A 17,066-nucleotide genomic window follows, 5' to 3' on the forward strand; every position below is an offset into this window, starting at 1 on the left:
ACCGTGTCGTCCCGAAAGAGGCCCGATTCGACGGCACCGGCGTCACCCGCGTCGAGGCCGAACTGCGGCCGGGCGCCCATGTGCGCGGTACCGTGCCCGGGGCGGGCCGGCCGCTCGGCGACGCCCGGGTGACCCTGCTGGACGCCGCGGGCGACGTCGTCGCGACGACCACTACCGGCTACGACGGGGCGTACGCCTTCTCCGACCTGGACGGCGGCCCGTTCACGCTGATCGCGGCCCGCCCCGGGCCGCCGGAGTGACCGTCGCCGGCCCGGATGTCGAGAACCACGACATCGGACTCGGACACCGCGGGGCGTGGTCGGGGGCTCGTCAGCTCATGGGTGCGGCGCGCTCGGCGACGGCTCGGCCGTGGAGGGGGTGACCGTACTCGGGACCGGGGACGGTGTGCCGGTCGCCGGGCGTGGAGGGCGGGCCGGCTCGGTCGGGCGGGACGGACCGCCGCGCACCGAGAAGAACACCAGCGCGGCCACGGCGGCCAGCGCCAGCGCGCCCACCACCGTCCGGCGCAGCAGCACCCGGCGGGGCCGCTCCACCGCCGTCGGCGGCAGCAACGGCCGCAGGTCGGCGGGGCCGACGGAACGCGCCCGCGCGGCCAGCGCGGCCCGCAGCCGCTCCTCGACCGGCGTCGGCGCGGTCCCGGTACCGGACTCGGTCATCGCAGCCCCTCCAGACGTCGGCCGAGGGCGTCCAGGGCCCGGCTGGCCGTGGACTTGACGGCACCCCGCGACAGGCCGAGCGTCGCCGCGATCTCGGCCTCGCTCAGATGCGACCAGTAGCGCAGCACCAGCACCTCCCGCTGCCGCCGGGTCAGCGTGCGCAGCGCCGCCAGTACCTCCCGGTGGTCCTCGTGCAGCAGCACGTCCTCCTCCGGGGCGGGGGCGTGCTGCTCGGGGGCCGGGGTGTGCGCCCGTACGGTCCTGCGCCGGCGCAGCACCGAGCGGGCCGCGTTGACCACGCTGGTCCTCAGATACGCCTCCGGGTCGTCGAGCGAGGCGAGCCGGTGACCGTGGCGGCGGAACAGCGCGGTGAAGGCGTCCTGCACGACGTCCTCGGCGGTGGGCAGATCGTCCACCAGCAGCACCGCGAGCCGGACCAGGGCGAGCCGGCGGTGGTGATACAACTCCTCGATGCCCGGCGGCTGTTCGGCACCGGAGAGAGGGACCGCCCGGAGCGCTCCCGTGTGCGTGGCGCCCGTACCGGGAGCCGGATCGGTGGGCGTGTCCGTACGGGCGCGGGGGAGGAGGCGAGCGCCTGCGCGGGTGCGCGGTGCCTGCGTGAACCGCCGCCAGGGCGTGGGGCGTCGCGGGATGCCGCGCGCCCAGCGCAGGGCAGCCGCCGGTGGTGTGGCTGTCGTCATGGATCTCCCGGAGCCGGGAGCGGGCGCCACCGAGGGACGCCCGCTCCCGGCCCTGCCTAGGTGCTGCTGCTCAGCGGTGCTGCGGAACCGGCGCCGGTGTGGCGACGCCGTGGTGCGGACCATGTCCGGTCCGCGCCGGTGACGGCACGGGGCTGGGGGTGGCTCGGGCGGGAGGCGAGGGTACGGGGCTGGGGGTGGCTCGGGCGGGAGGCGAGGGTACGGGGCTGGGGGCGGCGTCCGTGGGTGCGGGCACGGGGGTGGGTGTGGCCGGTGCGGGCGTCGGAGTCACCGTACGGATCGGTGACGGTACCGGCGACGGAGTGGCGGTGTGGACCGGCGAGGGCACGGGGGACGGCGTGGCGGTGCGGACCGGCGACGGCACCGGGGACGGGGTCGCGTGGCTGCCGTCCTGGGCCGCCTGGGCGGTCATGGTGCCGGCGACGGCCAGGGCCGCGCCTACGGCGGAAACCCCCAGGGCGGCCTTCAGCCTGCGGGCACGGCTGGGCCTGGATGCACGGTGTGCGGACATGGGTTCCTTCGGTCGTTCGGGGTCGGACTTGTGGTCGAAGTGGAGGCCTCCACCCCGACAGACGTCCGACCCCGGCCGAGGTTGCAGGTGACGACCGGCCAATTTTCCGCAGGAGCGGGTCGCACACCGTGCGGCCCGGTCGGCGTGTCAGCGGCCGGAGTCGTACTCGGTCCGTCAGCCCCCTATGCCCCGTCAGTCCTCGACGCGCGGTCGCCGGCGCCACGCGCGGTCAGCCCTCCGGGCGCCGCCACCAGCCCCGCCACCAGCCCCGCCACGGCCCCTTGAAGCGCGGTCACCGTCCTCCGCCGTCACCCGTCGAAAACCGTCGCCCCCTCCTCCGCGAAGGCGACCGCGTCCGGGTGGCCGAACAGGCCGGGCAGGCCGCCGGTGTGGACGAACACCGTCTTCTCGCCCGGCCGGACGTCTCCGTCGCGGACGGCCGCCCGGAGTCCGGCCAGGGCCCGGCCCGTGTAAATGGGGTCGAGGACCAGGCCCTCGGTGCGGGCGGCGAGCCGGAGCGCCCGTGTCACCGGCTCGGTCAGCGTCGCGTACCCGCTGCCCACCTGGTCCCGGCGCACCCGCAGCCCCTCCGGGGTGATCTCCTCGGTCGAGAGCGGTGCCGCGAACTCGGCGACGGCCGTGGCCGGGTCGGCCAGCGCGCCCACGTCGACGCCGAGCACCGAACCGGTGCCCAGGGCCGCGACCAGGCCGGCCATGGTGCCGCCCGAACCGAGCGGGACCACCACCGTGCGCAGCTGGGGCACCTGCTCGTCCAGCTCCTCGCCGCAGCGCACATAGCCCCGGGCGCCCGGCACCCCCGACCCGCCGAACGGGATCAGCGCGGGCCGGGCACCGTCCGCCCGCAGCCGCGCGCACACCTCGGCCGCCGCGGCGTCCAGCCCGGCCTGGTCCACCTCGCCCGCCCACGCGATCCGCGCCCCGAACAGCCCGTCCAGGGCGAGGTTCCCGGACCGGGAGGCGCCCGGCGCGCCGCGCAGCACGAGGACGGCGGACAGGCCCAGCCGGGCGGCCGCGGCGGCGGTCAGCCGGGCGTGGTTGCTCTGCGGGGCGCCCGTGGTCACGAGGGTGTCCGCGCCCTCGGCGAGCGCCGCGCCCACCGTCCACTCCAGTTTGCGGATCTTGTTGCCGCCGCCGCCCAGACCGGTCAGGTCGTCCCGCTTGATCCACAGGTCCCCGGGTCCGAGCCCGAGCGCCGCGGCGAGCCGGGGCGCCGGTTCGACGGGGGTGGGGAAGGTGCCGAGCGCTACGGGGGAGTGGCTCATCGCGTACGTCCTTCGATGCCGGTCGTGGTCGTTCGGGACCAGTCGATCACACCGGCAGCAGCCGGGCGATCAGCGCGCTGAGCTGACGGGCCGTACGGCACTCGTGCATCTCGACCAGCTCGGCGTACGCGGGCGCGGCGGAGTCGCCGGTGCCCCACCGGTCCCGTGGCTCCGGGTTCAGCCAGTACACGCGGCGGGCCCGCCCGGCGACCTCCCGTACGGCGGCCAGGTTCGGGTCGCTCATGTTCGTCCGGGCGTCCCCGAGGACGAACACGGTCGTGCGCGGGCCCACCGCGCCGCCGTACCGCGCGGCGAACTCGCCCAGTGCCATGCCGTAGTCGCTGCTGCCGTGCCAGCCGGTGAGCGTGGCCTCGGCGTGGATGCGGGCGCCGAGCCCGTCGGGGTCGGCGCGGCCGTGGTCGAGCAGGCCGGTCACCTCGTCGAGCCGGTTGACGAAGGCGAACACGCGGACCTTGCTGAACTGGTCGTGCAGTGCCTGCACCAGCAGCATCGTGAAGTCGGAGAAGCCGGACACCGAGCCGGACACGTCGCACAGCAGCACCAGTTCGGGGCGCACGGGGCGGCGTCGGCGCAGCACCGGCCGCATCGGCACCCCGCCCGTGGAGAGCGAGGAGCGCAGGGTGCGGCGCAGGTCGACGGTGCCGCGTGCGGCCCGGCGGCGGCGCGCGGCGAGCCGGGTGGCCAGCTTGCGCGCGAGCGGCTGCACCGCCCTGCGCAGCTCTGCCAGTTGGTCCCGGTTCGCGTACAGGAAGTCCACCCGGTCCGCGGTCGGTACGACACCGCGCCGGGCGATCTCGTCCCGCCCGCGCCGCTCGGCGACCCTGCGCCGCGCCTCCGCTCCCACCATCCGCCGGAACGCCTCGATACGGCGCCGGATCTCGTCGTCCAGCAGCCGGTCCGCGAAACCGGAACCGCTGCCGTCCCGGCCCCGGACGTCCGTCCGTACCCGGGCCAGCAGGGTCTGCGGGCGCAGCCGGTCCAGCGTCTGGTACGCCGACCAGCCGTCCGAGCCGGGTGAACTGCCGTAGCCGCCGAGGGCGTCGACCGCGTCCACCGCCAACCGGGCCATCAACGCGCGGTCGTCGGCCGCCAGGGCCTCAGCCAGCCGGTCGCGCAGTGCCTCGCGGTCCCCGGACTCTCCGTCCGGGCCGCCGACCCCGCGCGGGAAGTACAGGTCGAAGACCGGGTCGAACACCGCCCGTTGTCCGGGGCCGTGCAGCAGCGTCGCGGCCAGCCCCTCGCGCAGCAGCTCCCGGTCCGTGAGGCCCAGGGCCTCCATCGCGCGGGCCGCGTCCACCGTCTCGCCGGTGCCGATCCGCACGCCGTGTGCGCGCAGCGCCCCGACCAGCCCGGTGATCCGCTCGGCGACCGCGGTCACAGCGCGTCCAGGTCGAGCTTCGCCGCCGCCTTCTGGATGTCGTCCTGATGCTTGAGGATCACCCCGAGGCTGTCCCGTACGACCGTCTCGTCCAGGGTGTCGGCGCCCAGCGCCAGCAGGGTGCGCGCCCAGTCGATGGTCTCCGCGACGGACGGCACCTTGCGCAGGTCCATCGCGCGCAGCGCCCCGACCACGCGGACCACCGACTCGGCCAGCGCCGCGTCGAGGCCCGGCACCTTCAGCCGTACGATCCGCCGCTCCAGCTCCTCCTCGGGGAAGCCGATGTGCAGGAACAGACAGCGCCGGCGCAGCGCCTCGGACAGCTCCCGACCGGCGTTGGAGGTGAGCACGACGAACGGGCGCCGGGTCGCGGCGACCGTGCCCAGCTCCGGGACGGTGATCTGGAAGTCGCTGAGCACCTCCAGCAGCAGCCCCTCCATCTCGACGTCGGCCTTGTCGGTCTCGTCGATCAGCAGCACCGTCGGCTCGTCACCGCGGATGGCGGTCAGCAGCGGGCGGGGCAGCAGGAACTCCTCGCTGAAGATGTCGGTGCGGGTCTCGTCCCAGCTCTCGTCGCGGCCCGCGCTGATCCGCAGCAGCTGCTTGGCGTGGTTCCACTCGTACAGTGCGCGAGACTCGTCCACGCCCTCGTAGCACTGCAGCCGGACCAGCCGGGCCCCGGCCACCTGGGCGACGGCCTTGGCCAGCTCGGTCTTGCCGACCCCGGCGGGGCCCTCCACCAGCAGCGGCTTGCCGAGCCGGTCGGCGAGGAAGACGGTCGTGGCGACGGCGGGCGAGGCGAGGTAGCCGGTCTCGGCGAGGCGGGCGGAGACGTCGTCGACGGACGTGAACAACGGGGCCTCCGGCAGGTCGGGAGTGGTGTACGGACTCCTGTCTCAGCTCCTATCTAAGCGCTTGTTCACCGCCGCTGTCACGTGGATGCGGCGGAGAGGGCCGGGGCACCGGCTGCTGTCCGCCGTGCCGCGGAGCACCCCGTACGGGCCAGCCCGACGTGCCGTCCCCTTCGTCCACCCGGTCCAATGAAACCGTGACCGCGCCCCCGGACGACTGCCTCGCGCGCAACGAATGGATCTGCGGCGCCTATCTGAGCACCCGCCGCCAGATCCTCCTCGACGCGGTCGAGCAGCACCTCCAGCTGACCGTCCTGTCGGTCCTCATCGGCCTGGCCGTCGCCCTTCCGCTCGCGGTGTCGGCCCGCCGCTGGGCCTGGACGGCCGGGCCGGTGCTCGCCCTGACGACGGTCCTCTACACGATCCCGTCGCTGGCCATGTTCTCCCTGCTCCTGCCCTTGTACGGCCTGTCGGCCACCCTCGTCGTCGCCGGGCTCGTGCTGTACTCGCTGACCCTGCTCGTCCGGAACATCCTCGTGGGCCTGCGCGCCGTCCCCGAGGAGACCCGGCAGGCCGCGCGCGGCCTCGGCTACGGCCCCGTCCGCCTGCTGCTCACCGTGGAACTGCCCCTCGCCCTGCCCGCCGCGATGGCCGGCCTGCGCATCGCCACCGTCTCGGCGGTCTCCCTGGTCACGGTCGGCGCGATCGTCGGTTTCGGCGGGCTCGGCAACCTCATCTACGCGGGCATGAACACCTACTTCAAGGCCCAGGTGCTCACCGCGTCCGTGCTCTGCGTGCTGATCGCCGTCGGCGCCGACCTGCTCCTGCTGGGCGTGCAGTGGCTGATCACACCGTGGAGCAGGGCGGGCCGCGCACGGGTGCCCGCCGGGCGAGGGCGGCCCGAGGTCTCGCGAGCGGAGAACGCGTCCCGGACCGAGGCGGGCCGTGCATGAGCACGCTCACCCAGACCTGGCACTGGCTCACCGACCCCGCGCACTGGTCGGGCGACGACGGCGTCGGGCACCGGCTGCTCCAGCACCTGGTGCTCACCGGCGTCTGCCTGTTCCTGAGCTGTGTGATCGCGCTGCCCGTCGCCCTGGTCCTCGGCCACCTCGGCAAGGGTGGCGCGCTCGCCGTCAACATCTCCAACGTCGGCCGGGCCGTGCCCACGTTCGCCGTCCTGGTCCTGCTGCTGCTCACCCCGGTCGGCCGGTGGGGCGAGGGGCCCACGGTGGTGGCCCTGGTGCTGTTCGCCGTGCCGCCCCTGCTCACCAACGCCTACGTCGGCATGCGCGAGGTCGACCGCGGCGTCGTACGGGCGGCCCGGGGCATGGGGATGACCGGACGGCAGATGCTGCTGCGGGTGGAGCTGCCCCTCGCGCTGCCGATGGTCCTGAACGGGGTGCGGATCGCCGCCGTCCAGCTCGTCGCCACCGCCACCATCGCCGCGCTCGCGGGCGGCGGCGGCCTCGGCCGGATCATCACCGCCGGCTTCAACCTCGCCAGTACGCCCCAGGTGGTCGCGGGCGCCCTGCTCGTCGCCGTGTTCGCGCTCGTCGTCGAGGGTGCCTTCGAGATCGCCGAGCGGCTGGCACCGGGGTGGGCGCGGGGTGGCCGATGAGAAGAGCGCTCACCGCCGTCACGCTGCTCTCCCTCACCGCCTGCGGCACCGGACCTTCCCTGGAGAACCGCGGCCAGGTCACCGCGGCACCCGGCGACAGCCACCACCTCACCATCGGCTCGGCCGGCTTCACCGAGAGCGATCTGCTCGCCCAGCTCTACGCCCAGTTGCTCAACCAGGCCGGCTACCGGACGTCCCTGCTCACCGTCAACAACCGGGAGCTGTACGAACCGGCCCTGGAATCCGGCCAGATCGACGTCGTGCCCGAGTACGCGGCCACCTTCGCCGACTGGCTGAACGCCAAGACCCACGGCGCGAACGCCGAGCCCGTCGGCTCACCCGACCTCGGCGAGACGATGACCGCCCTGCGCCGGCTCGCCGCACCCCGCGGCCTCACCGTCCTCCCGCCCGGTCGCGCCGTCGACCAGAACGCCTTCGCGGTACGCGCGGACTACGCCCGCCGGCATGGCCTCAGGACCCTCGGCGACCTCGGCGCGTCGAAACTGAAGGTGCGCATCGCGGCCGGCGACGAGTGCGTCCGACGACCGTACTGCGCGCCCGGGTTGAAGAAGGTGTACGGCATCGACATCACCGGCGTCGACCCCAAGGGAGTCGGCACCACACAGGCCAAACGGGCCGTGCAGGAGGGCCGGGACCAGCTGGTGCTGACCACCACCACGGACGCCACCCTCGACTCCTTCGGCCTGGTCCTGCTCACCGACGACAGACACCTGCAGAACGCCGACTACGTGGTCCCGGTGGTCAACCGCTCCCGGGCCGGCAGCGCGGGCGTGGCCGAGGCGCTGGGCAAGCTCAACGACGTCCTCGGCACACGCGATTTGGCCGACATGAACCAGCAGGTGGACAGCTGGCGCAGGCTGCCCGCCGACGTGGCCCGCGCCTATCTGAAGGACAAGGGCCTGCTGAAGTGAGGCCCGGCAGGTGTCTCACGCATCCGCCACCGAGTCGAACGACACCTGCCCCCGCGCCACGCCCCGCGCATCCGCGTCCACCGAGCGGCGCAGCGCCTCGTGCAGCTTCGCCGGGGTGAGCACGCCGAGGAAGCGCGCGCCGTCCAGTACCGCGACCCACCCGGCGTCGTACTGGAGCATCATGCCGAACGCCTGCTTCAGCGGCGCGCCCACCGGCACCCACGCGGTCATCCGGTGCGCCAGCTCCCCGACCGTGCCGCCCGCCGCCAGCTCCTCGATGCCCGCCCAGCCGTGCAGATCGCCGTGCGCGTCGAGGACGACGGCCCACCGGGCGCCCTCGGCCCGCAGCCGCTCGACGGCACGCTCGGCCGGCTCGTCGAGGCGGGCCACGGGCGGCTGCGACAGGTCGTCCGGCTCGATCGCGGTGACCGACAGCCGCTTCAGCCCCCGGTCGGCGCCCACGAAGGAGGCGACGTAGGGGGTCGCGGGCGCCCCGAGCACCGCGCCGGGCGTGTCGAACTGCTCGATCCGGCCCTGCCCGTACACGGCGATCCGGTCACCGAGCCGCACCGCCTCCTCGATGTCGTGCGTGACCAGCAGCACGGTCTTGCGCACCGCGGCCTGCATCCGCAGGAACTCGTCCTGCAGCTGCTCGCGCACCACCGGGTCGACCGCGCCGAACGGCTCGTCCATCAGCAGCACCGGCGGGTCGGCCGCGAGCGCCCGCGCCACCCCGACCCGCTGCCGCTGCCCGCCGGACAGCTGCTCCGGATAGCGCGGCCCGTACGTCTTCGGGTCGAGCCCCACCAGGTCCAGCAGCTCGGCGGCCCGCGCCCGCGCCGTCGCCCGCTTCCAGCCGAGCAGCGCGGGCACCGTGGCGGTGTTGTCCAGGACGGTGCGATGCGGGAAGAGGCCGACCTGCTGGATGACGTACCCGATGCGGCGGCGCAGCCGCACCGGGTCGACGCCGGCGATGTCCTCCCCGTCGACGAAGATCCGGCCGGAGGTCGGCTCGATCAGCCGGTTGACCATCATCATGGTCGTCGTCTTGCCACAGCCCGACGGGCCGACGAGCGTGACGAGCTCTCCCTCGGCCACCTCGAAGGAGAGGCCGTCCACCGCCGTCGTGCCGTCCGGATACCGCTTGGTGACCTGCTCGAACCGGATCATGTCCGCACGCTAACGGGGCCGCGCGCGGCGCGCGGTGGCGGCGTCCGCCGGGTGGCGCAGGCCGGACCCATTCGGGTGACCGGTCCGTCAGCTGAGCAGGATGACTTCCAGCTTGCGCGGACCGTGCACGCCCTCCACCCGGTCCAGCTCGATGTCGCTGGTCGCCGACGGGCCGGAGATCCAGGTCAACGGGCGGGCCGGGTCGAGGCGTTCGAGGGCCTGCGGGACCGAGCGGACCACCTGGTCCGGTACCCGGACGACACAGATGTGGTGGTCCGGGACGAGCGAGATACGGCGCCGGCCCTGGTCGGGGGAGCCGTCCAGGACGATCGTGCCCGTCTCGGCGATCGCCACGGCACAGCCCGTCACCACGCTCTCCACCTGGTCCAGTCGCTGCGGCGTGCTCACCGCCCGGTCGTGGATCCGCACCGGGTCCGCGGCGGACAGCCACTCCGGCGGCAGCCCGGGAGGCACCAGCACCTCCCGGGAGCCGTGCTCGTTCAGCAGCCGCATGACGAGATCCGGCAGCTCCTCGGCGTCGCTGCGGTGCACGATCGCCCGGTAGTCCGCCAGGTTCCCGGCCAGCAGCTCCACCGTCTGCCCGGCCGTGCCGGCCCCGTGCTCGCGCAGGTAGTCGCGGGGCACGGCCTCCTCGTACGGCCGCTCGTCCGGCGTCACATCGGCGAGCGCGCGCCGCACCCGGCCCAGGATCCGTTCCCTGCTGCTCACTTGGCGCCGTCCCTTCCACCGCGCGTGCGCTGCCACCAGTCCCGGAAGGGTTCCGCGGGCACGGCCGGCAGGTCCCGGGTGCCGCTCCAGGCCTTGCCCGGGCCCGGCAGGGTACGGGGGTGCAGCCGGCGGGTGCGGGAGACGAGCCGCTGGCCCGAGCGCAGGGCGGCGGGGTGGGTGAACGCCCAGCGTGCCGCGCGCATGGCCGCCCGCTCGGCCGCGTGTCCCTTGGCCGGTCTCAGTATCACCTTGTTGCCCTGCCGGACCGCCGGACCGCCCTCCACGACCCGCTCCCGCAGATGCACCAGCACCTCGGGAATGTCGATGGCGACCGGGCACACCTCGTAGCAGGCGCCGCACAGACTCGACGCGTACGGCAGTGAGGCGTCGATCTCGCTCGCCGTGCCCCGGAGCTGGGGGCTGAGGATCGCGCCGATCGGGCCCGGATAGACCGAGCCGTAGGCGTGGCCGCCGGCCCGCTCGTACACCGGGCACACATTCAGGCAGGCCGAGCAGCGGATGCAGCGCAGGGCCTGGCGGCCGACCTGGTCGGCGAGGGCGTCGGTGCGGCCGTTGTCGAGCAGCACCAGGTGGAAGGCCCGGGGCCCGTCGCCGTCCGTGGTGCCGGTCCACATGCTCGTGTACGGGTTCATGCGCTCGGCGGTGGAGGAGCGGGGGAGGGTCTGCAGGAAGACCTCCAGGTCCCGCCAGGTGGGCACGATCTTCTCGATGCCCACGACCGAGATCAGCGTCTCGGGGAGCGTCAGGCACATCCGGCCGTTGCCCTCGGACTCGACGACGACGAGCGTGCCGGTCTCGGCGACCATGAAGTTGGCGCCCGAGATGCCGACCTTGGCGCGCAGGAACTTCTCCCGCAGATGCAGCCTGGCGGCCTCGGCGAGTTCGGCGGGGGCGTCGGTCAGACCCTCGGGAGCGGGCCGGCCCCACTCGCCCATCTCCGAGCGGAAGATGTCCCGGATCTCACCCCGGTTGCGGTGGATGGCGGGCACGAGGATGTGCGAGGGCCGGTCCTTGCCCAACTGCACGATGAGCTCGGCGAGATCGGTCTCGTAGGCGTGGATGCCCTCCTCGAGAAGGGCCTCGTTGAGCCCGGTCTCCTGCGTGGCCATCGACTTGACCTTGACGACCTCCGACTCGCCGGTCGCCTTCACCAGCCCGGCGACGATCCGGTTCGCCTCCTCGGCGTCCGCGGCCCAGTGGACCGTACCGCCCGCCGCCGTGACCGACTCCTCCAACTGCACCAGATAGCGGTCGAGATGGCGCAGCGTGTGGTCCTTGATCCGGCGGCCCGCCTCGCGCAGCGCCGCCCAGTCGTCCAACTCGGCCACCGCGCGGGCCCGTTTGGCGCGGATGGTGTGCGTGGCGTGCCGCAGATTGCGCCGCAGGTTCGCGTCGGCCAGGGCGTCGTGAGCCGCCTTCGGAAAGGCCGGCATGCCGACGAACGTTCCGCTCATGCCGCCGGTTCCTCCTCCGTGCTCGCCAGGATCTCCGCGATGTGCACCGGCCGCATGCCCGTCCGCAGCCGGCTCATCGTGCCGCCGATGTGCATCAGACACGAGTTGTCGGCCGCGCACAGCACCTCCGCGCCCGTCGACTCGGCGTTGCGCACCTTGTCCGTGCCCATGGCCGCCGAGACCTCCGCGTTCTTCAACGCGAAGGTGCCCCCGAAACCGCAGCACTCCTCGGCACCGGGCAGCTCGACCAGCTCCAGCCCCTTGACGGCCTGCAGGAGCCGGCGCGGCCGGTCGCCGAGTCCGAGCGAGCGCAGGCCGTGGCAGGTGGGGTGATAGGTGACCGTGTGCGGGTAGGAGGCGCCGACGTCCGTCACGCCCAGCACGTCCACCAAGAACTCCGTCAACTCGTACGTCCTGGCCACCACCGGCGCCAGCGTCCGCGTCAGCGAGTCCCCTCGCCCCTCGGCACGCGCCCGCTCGCCCATCCGCGGATACAGCTCCCGCACCATCGCCCCGCAGGATCCGGAGGGAGTGACGATCGCGTCGTACTCGCGGAAGACATCGGAGAAGTGCCGGGCCAGGGGCTCCGCCTCGTGGCGGTAACCGGTGTTGTAGTGCGCCTGCCCGCAGCAGCTCTGGCCCATCGGGAAGTCGACGTCGACACCCAGTCTGGTCAGGAGTTTCACCATGGCACGGCCGGTGTCCGGATAGAGCGTGTCGTTGACACAGGTCAGGAACAGGGCGACACGCATCGCGGCTCCTCGGGATCGGTCATCGGACGAGTGCAGGGTAGTAGGCGAATACCGGCGAAGGGAGACCGCCGCTCACCGTGTGGCGAGCCTTGCCTCTGCCTCCCGCCAGCGCGCACGGTCGCCGCGGGGCGTGTACCGGGTCAGCGGCTGCGTACGGGTGAGCAGCCCGCGCATCGCGGCCAGGTCGCCGACCAGCCCGTGGGCGCGGGCCTGGACCAGGACGTTGCCCAGGGCCGCCGCCTCCGTCGCACCGGCCACCACGGGCAGCCCGCAGGCGTCGGCGGTCAGCTGGCACAGCAGCGCGTTACGGGTTCCGCCGCCGACGACGTACACCACGTCCACCGGGTGGTCGGCCAGCCGCTGGGCGTCCTCGACGGCCCGCCGGTGGGCGAGGGCCAGCGAGTCCAGGATGCACCGGGTGACCTCGCCCCGCGTCGCCGGCACCGGCTGCCCGGACGCCCGGCACGCCTCGGCGATCCGCTCCGGCATCCGCCCCGGCGCCAGGAACGCCGCGTCCCCGGCGTCCACCACCGAGCGCAGCGCCGGCACGGTACCGGCCTCACGCAACAGCAGCCCCAGGTCCGGTCCGTCCCAGGCGCGTTGGCACTCCTGGAGCAGCCACAGCCCCATGATGTTGCGCAGATAGCGGACCGTGCCGTCGAGCCCCAGCTCGTTGGTGAAGTTGGCGGCCCGGCTCTCCTCGGTGAGCACCGGAGCGGTCAGCTCCAGCCCCGCCAGGGACCAGGTGCCGGTGCAGATGTAGGCGAAGGACGTGCCGGTCGCCGGGACGGCGGCCACCGCGGAGGCGGTGTCGTGCGAGCCGACGGCCGTCACCGGCACCGGGCCGGTCAGGCCGGTCTCCTCCAGCACCTCAGGCCGCAGCAGTCCGGCCGGATCGCCGGGCTGCCGCAGCGGCGCGAACAGCCCGAGGTCGATACCGAGCCGCTCGGCGACGTCGTACGACCACGTCCGCGTCCGGGGATCGACGAGCTGGGTCGTGGAGGCGTTGGTCAGCTCGGTGCCCTGCTCGCCGGTCAGCCAGTACGACACCAGGTCCGAGATCAGCAACAGCCGCTCCGCATAGGCGAGTTGAGCGGTGGAGCGGGCGGCCGCGAGCTGGTACAGGGTGTTGAACGGCGCGTACTGGATGCCCGTCGCCGCGTACAGCTCCCCGGCCGGCACGGTCGCCCACACCTTCTCCGCGACCCCTGCCGTGCGGGCGTCGCGATAGTGCACCGGGTTGCCCAGCAGGGCCCCGTCGGCGTCCAGCAGGCCGTAGTCCACGGCCCAGCTGTCGATGCCGACGGAGTCCACCCGGCCCGCCGCCCGGAGCCCGTCCAGGACCCCGCCGTACAGCGCGAGCATGTCCCAGCGCAGCCCCTCCGCGAGGCGCACCGGCCGGTTGGCGAACCGGTGTGCCTCGCTCAGCTCCAGCGAGTCCGGGCTGACCCGGCCGACCATCACCCGCCCGCTGGAGGCGCCCAGGTCGACCGCGGCGTACGACCTCACACCGGCGCTCATCGCAGGAACGCGGCCGCCACACCCGCGTCGACCGGGATGTGCAGCCCGGTGGTGTGGGTCAGGTCGCCGCCGGTGAGCGCGAACACGGCGTTCGCCACGTGCTCGGGCAGCACCTCGCGCTTCAGGAGGGTCCGCTGGGCGTAGAACTCGCCCAGCTTCTCCTCCGGCACCCCGTACACCGCGGCCCGCCGGGCGCCCCAGCCGCCCGCGAAGATCCCGGAACCGCGCACCACGCCGTCCGGGTTGACCCCGTTGACCCGGATGCCGTGCTCGCCCAACTCGGCTGCCAGCAGCCGCACCTGGTGGGCCTGGTCGGCCTTGGCCGCGGAGTAGGCGATGTTGTTCGGCCCGGCGAAGACCGCGTTCTTGGAGGCGATGTAGACGATGTCACCGCCCAGCCCCTGCGCGATCATCACCCGCGCCGCCTCCCGCGAGACGAGGAAGGAACCGCGGGCCATGATGTCGTGCTGGAGGTCCCAGTCGCGTGCCGAGGTCTCCAGCAGCGGTTTGGAGATGGAGATCCCGGCGTTGTTGACGACCAGGTCGACTCCGCCGAAGGCGAGCACCGCCGCCTTGAAGGCGTCCGCGATCTGTTCCTCGGACGTGACGTCGACGGTGACGGCGACCGCCCTGTCCGGGCCGCCCAGTTCCTCGGCCACGGCCCGGGCGCTCTCGCCGTTCAGATCGGCGACGACGACACACGCGCCCTCGGCCGCCAGCCGGTGCGCGATGGCCTTCCCGATCCCGCTGCCCGCACCGGTCACCAGCGCCACCCGGGTCGCCAGCGGCTTCGGCTTCGGCATCCGCCGGAGCTTGGCCTCCTCCAGCGCCCAGTACTCGATGCGGAACTTCTCCGACTCCTCGATCGGCGCATACGACGACACCGCCTCCGCGCCGCGCATCACATGGATGGCGTTGACGTAGAACTCGCCGGCCACGCGAGCGGTCTGCTTGTCCTTGCCGAAGCTGAACATGCCCACGCCGGGGACGAGCACGATGGCCGGGTCGGCGCCGCGCATGGCGGGGGAGTCGGGCAGGGCGTGCCGCTGGTAGTAGGCGGCGTACTCCTCCCGGTACTCGGCATGAAGTCCCTTCAGCCGGGCCACGGCCTCCTCCAGCGGCGCGGTGGGCGGCAGGTCCAGTACCAGCGGCCGTACCTTCGTGCGCAGGAAGTGGTCGGGGCAGGAGGTGCCCAAAGCGGCCAGCCGGGGATGCCCGGCCCGGGCGAGGAAGTCCAGTACGGCGTCACCGTCGTCGAAGTGCCCGACCTGCGCCCTGTCCTGGGAGGCGAGCGCCCGGACGTACGGCGCGAGCGCGGCGGCCCGCTCCCGGCGCTCGGCCTCGGGGAGGGCCGCGTACCCCTCGATCACGGGCCCGAAGGGCTCGGCCCTGCCGCGCTCCGCCAGGAACGCCTCCGCGGTGCGGATGATGTGCAGCGAGTTGCGCTCGCACTCCTCGGCGGTGTCTCCCCACGCGGTGATCCCGTGCCCGCCCAGCACCACGCCGATGGCCTGCGGGTTGGCCTCCTTGATCGCCGCGATGTCCAGCCCCAGCTGGAACCCCGGCCGCCGCCACGGCACCCATGCCACCGAGTCGCCGAAGCACTCGGCGGTCAGCTTCTCCCCGTCGGCCGCGCAGGCGAGCGCGATCCCGGAGTCCGGGTGCAGATGATCGACGTGGGCGGCGTCGACCAGCCCGTGCATCGCGGTGTCGATGGAGGGTGCGGCCCCTCCCTTGCCGTGCAGGCAGTAGTCGAACGCGGCGACCATCTCGTCCTCGCGCTCGACCCCCGGGTACACGTCCACGAGCGCCCGCAGCCGGTCCAGCCGCAACACGGCGAGCCCTGCTTCGGTGAGCGTCCCGAGATCCCCGCCCGATCCCTTGACCCACATCAGCTCGACGTCTCCGCCCGTGACGGGATCGGTGCCGGTGCCCTTGGCGGACGCGTTGCCGCCGGCGTAGTTGGTGTTACGGGGATCGGCGCCGAGTCGATGGGATCGCGCGAGCAGGGCGGCGGCTTCGGGACGGGTGGTGGACATGGACATTCCTTACTTCTCGAAGGAGGGTGAGCGGATTCCCTGAGGGGCGCGGGGAACTGCGCGACAGGCAACGACGGCCCCTGAGCCCGCGACGAAACAGAACAGGGCAGACGCTTACGCCCCCCAACCGGCCTGCTCCCCGCCAACGCGTTCGGCGACGATCTTCTCGGCCCACCCCGACCGGCGGTACGCGGCAAGGGGGTCGACATCCAGCCCCATCTCCTCACGCACGTCACGAAGCAACGGCCGCACATCCGTGTTGTACGCGTCCATCAGCACGGCGTTGGCGCCCAGCACGTCCCCGGACCGCTGAGCCTCGGCAAGAGCCTCCCGGTCGACGAGCAGCGCCTTCGCCGTGGCCTCCTGCACGTTCATCACGGACCGGATGATCGCCGGGATCTTCGCCTCGATGTTGTGGCACTGATCGAGCATGAACGCGACGTCCGGCCCGAGGCCACCGCCCCGCACGACCTCGTACATGATCCGGAACAGCTGGAAGGGATCGGCCGCGCCGACCATCAGGTCGTCGTCGGCGTAGAACCGGGAGTTGAAGTCGAAGCCCCCCAGCTTCCCCTCCCGCAGCAGAGTGGCCACGATGAACTCGATGTTGGTCCCCGGCGCATGATGCCCGGTGTCGACCACGACCTGCGCCTTCGGACCCAGCTTCAGGCAATGCGCGTAGGCGGTCCCCCAGTCCGGCACATCGGTGGTGTAGAAGGCCGGCTCGAAGAACTTGTACTCCAGCAGCATCCGCTGCCCGTCCCCGAGCCGCTCGTACACCGCGGCCAGCCCTTCCGCCAACCGGTCCTGCCGCGCCCGCACATCATCCTGCCCGGGATAGTTCGTACCGTCCGCGAACCACAGCTTCAGATCGACGGAGCCCGTCGCGTCCATGATGTCGACGCACTCCAGCAGATGATCGACGGCCTTGCGCCGCACCGCCGGGTCCGGATGGCAGATGCTGCCCAGCTTGTAGTCGTCGTCCTGGAAGGTGTTGGAGTTGATCGCCCCGAGCCTGACCCCCCGCTCCTCGGCGAACCCGGCCAGCGCGGCATAGTCCTCGACCCTGTCCCAGGGGATGTGCAGGGCCACGGTCGGCGCGACACCGGTGAACGCGTGCACCTGGGCCGCGTCCTGGACCTTCTCCCACGGTGTGCGGGGAACGCCCGCTTGCGCGAACACCTTGAAGCGCGTCCCCGAGTTCCCGTACGCCCACGACGGCGTCTCGACGGCCTGGGTCTTCAGCGCGGCCTTCACCGCGGCGAGGTCGGTCACTTCGGGCTCCTGTGGCATCGGCCGGAAAGGCTTTGTATGAAACGATTCAGCACGGGAAGCTATGAGCCCACCGAAGGCGTGTCAAGCCCTTTGTCCAGGCGCGTTCTCCGTG

The 17,066-nt window shown here is 73.1% G+C and carries 15 protein-coding genes and 1 pseudogene; 4 read left to right on the plus strand and 12 right to left on the minus strand.

The genetic code is table 11. From position 1 onward, the window contains the following. Nucleotides 1-32: 32 nt before the first annotated feature. Nucleotides 33-316 (plus strand): annotated as a pseudogene (locus tag ACWDEN_RS07480) (carboxypeptidase-like regulatory domain-containing protein); the annotation flags it as partial. A gap of 19 nt (nt 317-335) precedes the next feature. Here the strand turns inward: ACWDEN_RS07480 and ACWDEN_RS07485 are convergent. The 5 genes from ACWDEN_RS07485 to ACWDEN_RS07505 all read right to left on the minus strand — a co-directional run bounded on the left by ACWDEN_RS07485 (nt 336) and on the right by ACWDEN_RS07505 (nt 5,443). Then, complete coding sequence (locus ACWDEN_RS07485) at nt 336-677, minus strand: hypothetical protein (protein ID WP_450857830.1); 342 nt, start codon at nt 675-677, stop codon at nt 336-338. Continuing rightward, nucleotides 674-1,378, minus strand: a complete 705-nt coding sequence (locus tag ACWDEN_RS07490; RefSeq protein ID WP_450857832.1) for an RNA polymerase sigma factor — start codon at nt 1,376-1,378, stop codon at nt 674-676. The genes ACWDEN_RS07485 and ACWDEN_RS07490 overlap by 4 nt, the downstream gene beginning before the upstream one ends. 837 nt (nt 1,379-2,215) lie before the next feature. Continuing rightward, nucleotides 2,216-3,190, minus strand: coding sequence for a pyridoxal-phosphate dependent enzyme (locus ACWDEN_RS07495; protein ID WP_351605603.1), 975 nt, complete (start codon nt 3,188-3,190; stop codon nt 2,216-2,218). A 46-nt stretch (nt 3,191-3,236) separates the two neighbouring features. After that, nucleotides 3,237-4,589 (minus strand): vWA domain-containing protein, encoded by a 1,353-nt coding sequence (locus ACWDEN_RS07500; protein ID WP_351605606.1) that lies wholly within the window; start codon nt 4,587-4,589, stop codon nt 3,237-3,239. Beyond that, nucleotides 4,586-5,443, minus strand: coding sequence for an AAA family ATPase (locus ACWDEN_RS07505; RefSeq protein ID WP_351605609.1), 858 nt, complete (start codon nt 5,441-5,443; stop codon nt 4,586-4,588). The genes ACWDEN_RS07500 and ACWDEN_RS07505 overlap by 4 nt, the downstream gene beginning before the upstream one ends. A 194-nt stretch (nt 5,444-5,637) precedes the next feature. On the opposite strand from ACWDEN_RS07505, the gene ACWDEN_RS07510 reads away from it, so the two are divergent. The 3 genes from ACWDEN_RS07510 to ACWDEN_RS07520 are packed head-to-tail and all read left to right on the plus strand — an operon-like array spanning nt 5,638 to nt 7,993. Further along, nucleotides 5,638-6,393 carry an ABC transporter permease gene (locus tag ACWDEN_RS07510; RefSeq protein ID WP_450857835.1) on the plus strand — a complete coding sequence of 252 codons (756 nt, stop codon included), beginning with the start codon at nt 5,638-5,640 and terminating at the stop codon, nt 6,391-6,393. Continuing rightward, nucleotides 6,390-7,061 carry an ABC transporter permease gene (locus ACWDEN_RS07515; RefSeq protein ID WP_450857837.1) on the plus strand — a complete coding sequence of 224 codons (672 nt, stop codon included), beginning with the start codon at nt 6,390-6,392 and terminating at the stop codon, nt 7,059-7,061. The genes ACWDEN_RS07510 and ACWDEN_RS07515 overlap by 4 nt, the downstream gene beginning before the upstream one ends. Then, entirely contained in the window at nt 7,058-7,993 is a 936-nt protein-coding gene (locus tag ACWDEN_RS07520; RefSeq protein WP_450857839.1) for an ABC transporter substrate-binding protein, read from the plus strand. The genes ACWDEN_RS07515 and ACWDEN_RS07520 overlap by 4 nt, the downstream gene beginning before the upstream one ends. Before the next feature lie 15 nt (nt 7,994-8,008). Here ACWDEN_RS07520 and ACWDEN_RS07525 read toward each other — a convergent pair whose 3' ends face one another. The 7 genes from ACWDEN_RS07525 to rhaI all read right to left on the minus strand — a co-directional run bounded on the left by ACWDEN_RS07525 (nt 8,009) and on the right by rhaI (nt 16,954). Then, on the minus strand, nt 8,009-9,163 hold the full coding sequence (locus tag ACWDEN_RS07525; protein ID WP_351605620.1) for a betaine/proline/choline family ABC transporter ATP-binding protein: 1,155 nt from the start codon (nt 9,161-9,163) through the stop codon (nt 8,009-8,011). Nucleotides 9,164-9,250: 87 nt separating this feature from the next. Further along, entirely contained in the window at nt 9,251-9,892 is a 642-nt protein-coding gene (locus tag ACWDEN_RS07530) for a LutC/YkgG family protein (RefSeq protein WP_450857841.1), read from the minus strand. Continuing rightward, on the minus strand, nt 9,889-11,367 hold the full coding sequence (locus ACWDEN_RS07535; RefSeq protein ID WP_450857843.1) for a lactate utilization protein B: 1,479 nt from the start codon (nt 11,365-11,367) through the stop codon (nt 9,889-9,891). The genes ACWDEN_RS07530 and ACWDEN_RS07535 overlap by 4 nt, the downstream gene beginning before the upstream one ends. Next, nucleotides 11,364-12,119: a (Fe-S)-binding protein gene (locus ACWDEN_RS07540; RefSeq protein WP_450857845.1), complete on the minus strand. Its 756-nt coding sequence runs from the start codon at nt 12,117-12,119 to the stop codon at nt 11,364-11,366. The genes ACWDEN_RS07535 and ACWDEN_RS07540 overlap by 4 nt, the downstream gene beginning before the upstream one ends. A 72-nt stretch (nt 12,120-12,191) precedes the next feature. Next, nucleotides 12,192-13,640, minus strand: a complete 1,449-nt coding sequence (locus ACWDEN_RS07545) for a rhamnulokinase (RefSeq protein WP_450857846.1) — start codon at nt 13,638-13,640, stop codon at nt 12,192-12,194. Beyond that, nucleotides 13,637-15,679: a bifunctional aldolase/short-chain dehydrogenase gene (locus tag ACWDEN_RS07550; protein WP_450857848.1), complete on the minus strand. Its 2,043-nt coding sequence runs from the start codon at nt 15,677-15,679 to the stop codon at nt 13,637-13,639. Before ACWDEN_RS07550 ends, ACWDEN_RS07545 begins: the two co-directional genes overlap by 4 nt. Before the next feature lie 114 nt (nt 15,680-15,793). Beyond that, a complete protein-coding gene (rhaI, locus tag ACWDEN_RS07555; protein WP_450857850.1) occupies nt 15,794-16,954 on the minus strand; it encodes an L-rhamnose isomerase in 1,161 nt (386 codons plus the stop codon). Between the last annotated feature and the right edge of the window lie 112 nt (nt 16,955-17,066).

Source organism: Streptomyces sp. NPDC001153 (genome assembly GCF_053598315.1).

Bases quoted from the DNA above. Each gene is read 5' to 3' on its own strand.
- ACWDEN_RS07540 (WP_450857845.1), bottom strand. From the start codon at position 12,119: ATGCGTGTCGCCCTGTTCCTGACCTGTGTCAACGACACGCTCTATCCG.
- ACWDEN_RS07490 (WP_450857832.1), bottom strand. From the start codon at position 1,378: ATGACGACAGCCACACCACCGGCGGCTGCCCTGCGCTGGGCGCGCGGC.
- ACWDEN_RS07535 (WP_450857843.1), bottom strand. From the start codon at position 11,367: ATGAGCGGAACGTTCGTCGGCATGCCGGCCTTTCCGAAGGCGGCTCAC.
- ACWDEN_RS07495 (WP_351605603.1), bottom strand. From the start codon at position 3,190: ATGAGCCACTCCCCCGTAGCGCTCGGCACCTTCCCCACCCCCGTCGAA.
- ACWDEN_RS07545 (WP_450857846.1), bottom strand. From the start codon at position 13,640: ATGAGCGCCGGTGTGAGGTCGTACGCCGCGGTCGACCTGGGCGCCTCC.
- ACWDEN_RS07520 (WP_450857839.1), top strand. From the start codon at position 7,058: ATGAGAAGAGCGCTCACCGCCGTCACGCTGCTCTCCCTCACCGCCTGC.
- ACWDEN_RS07550 (WP_450857848.1), bottom strand. From the start codon at position 15,679: ATGTCCACCACCCGTCCCGAAGCCGCCGCCCTGCTCGCGCGATCCCAT.
- ACWDEN_RS07525 (WP_351605620.1), bottom strand. From the start codon at position 9,163: ATGATCCGGTTCGAGCAGGTCACCAAGCGGTATCCGGACGGCACGACG.
- ACWDEN_RS07485 (WP_450857830.1), bottom strand. From the start codon at position 677: ATGACCGAGTCCGGTACCGGGACCGCGCCGACGCCGGTCGAGGAGCGG.
- ACWDEN_RS07515 (WP_450857837.1), top strand. From the start codon at position 6,390: ATGAGCACGCTCACCCAGACCTGGCACTGGCTCACCGACCCCGCGCAC.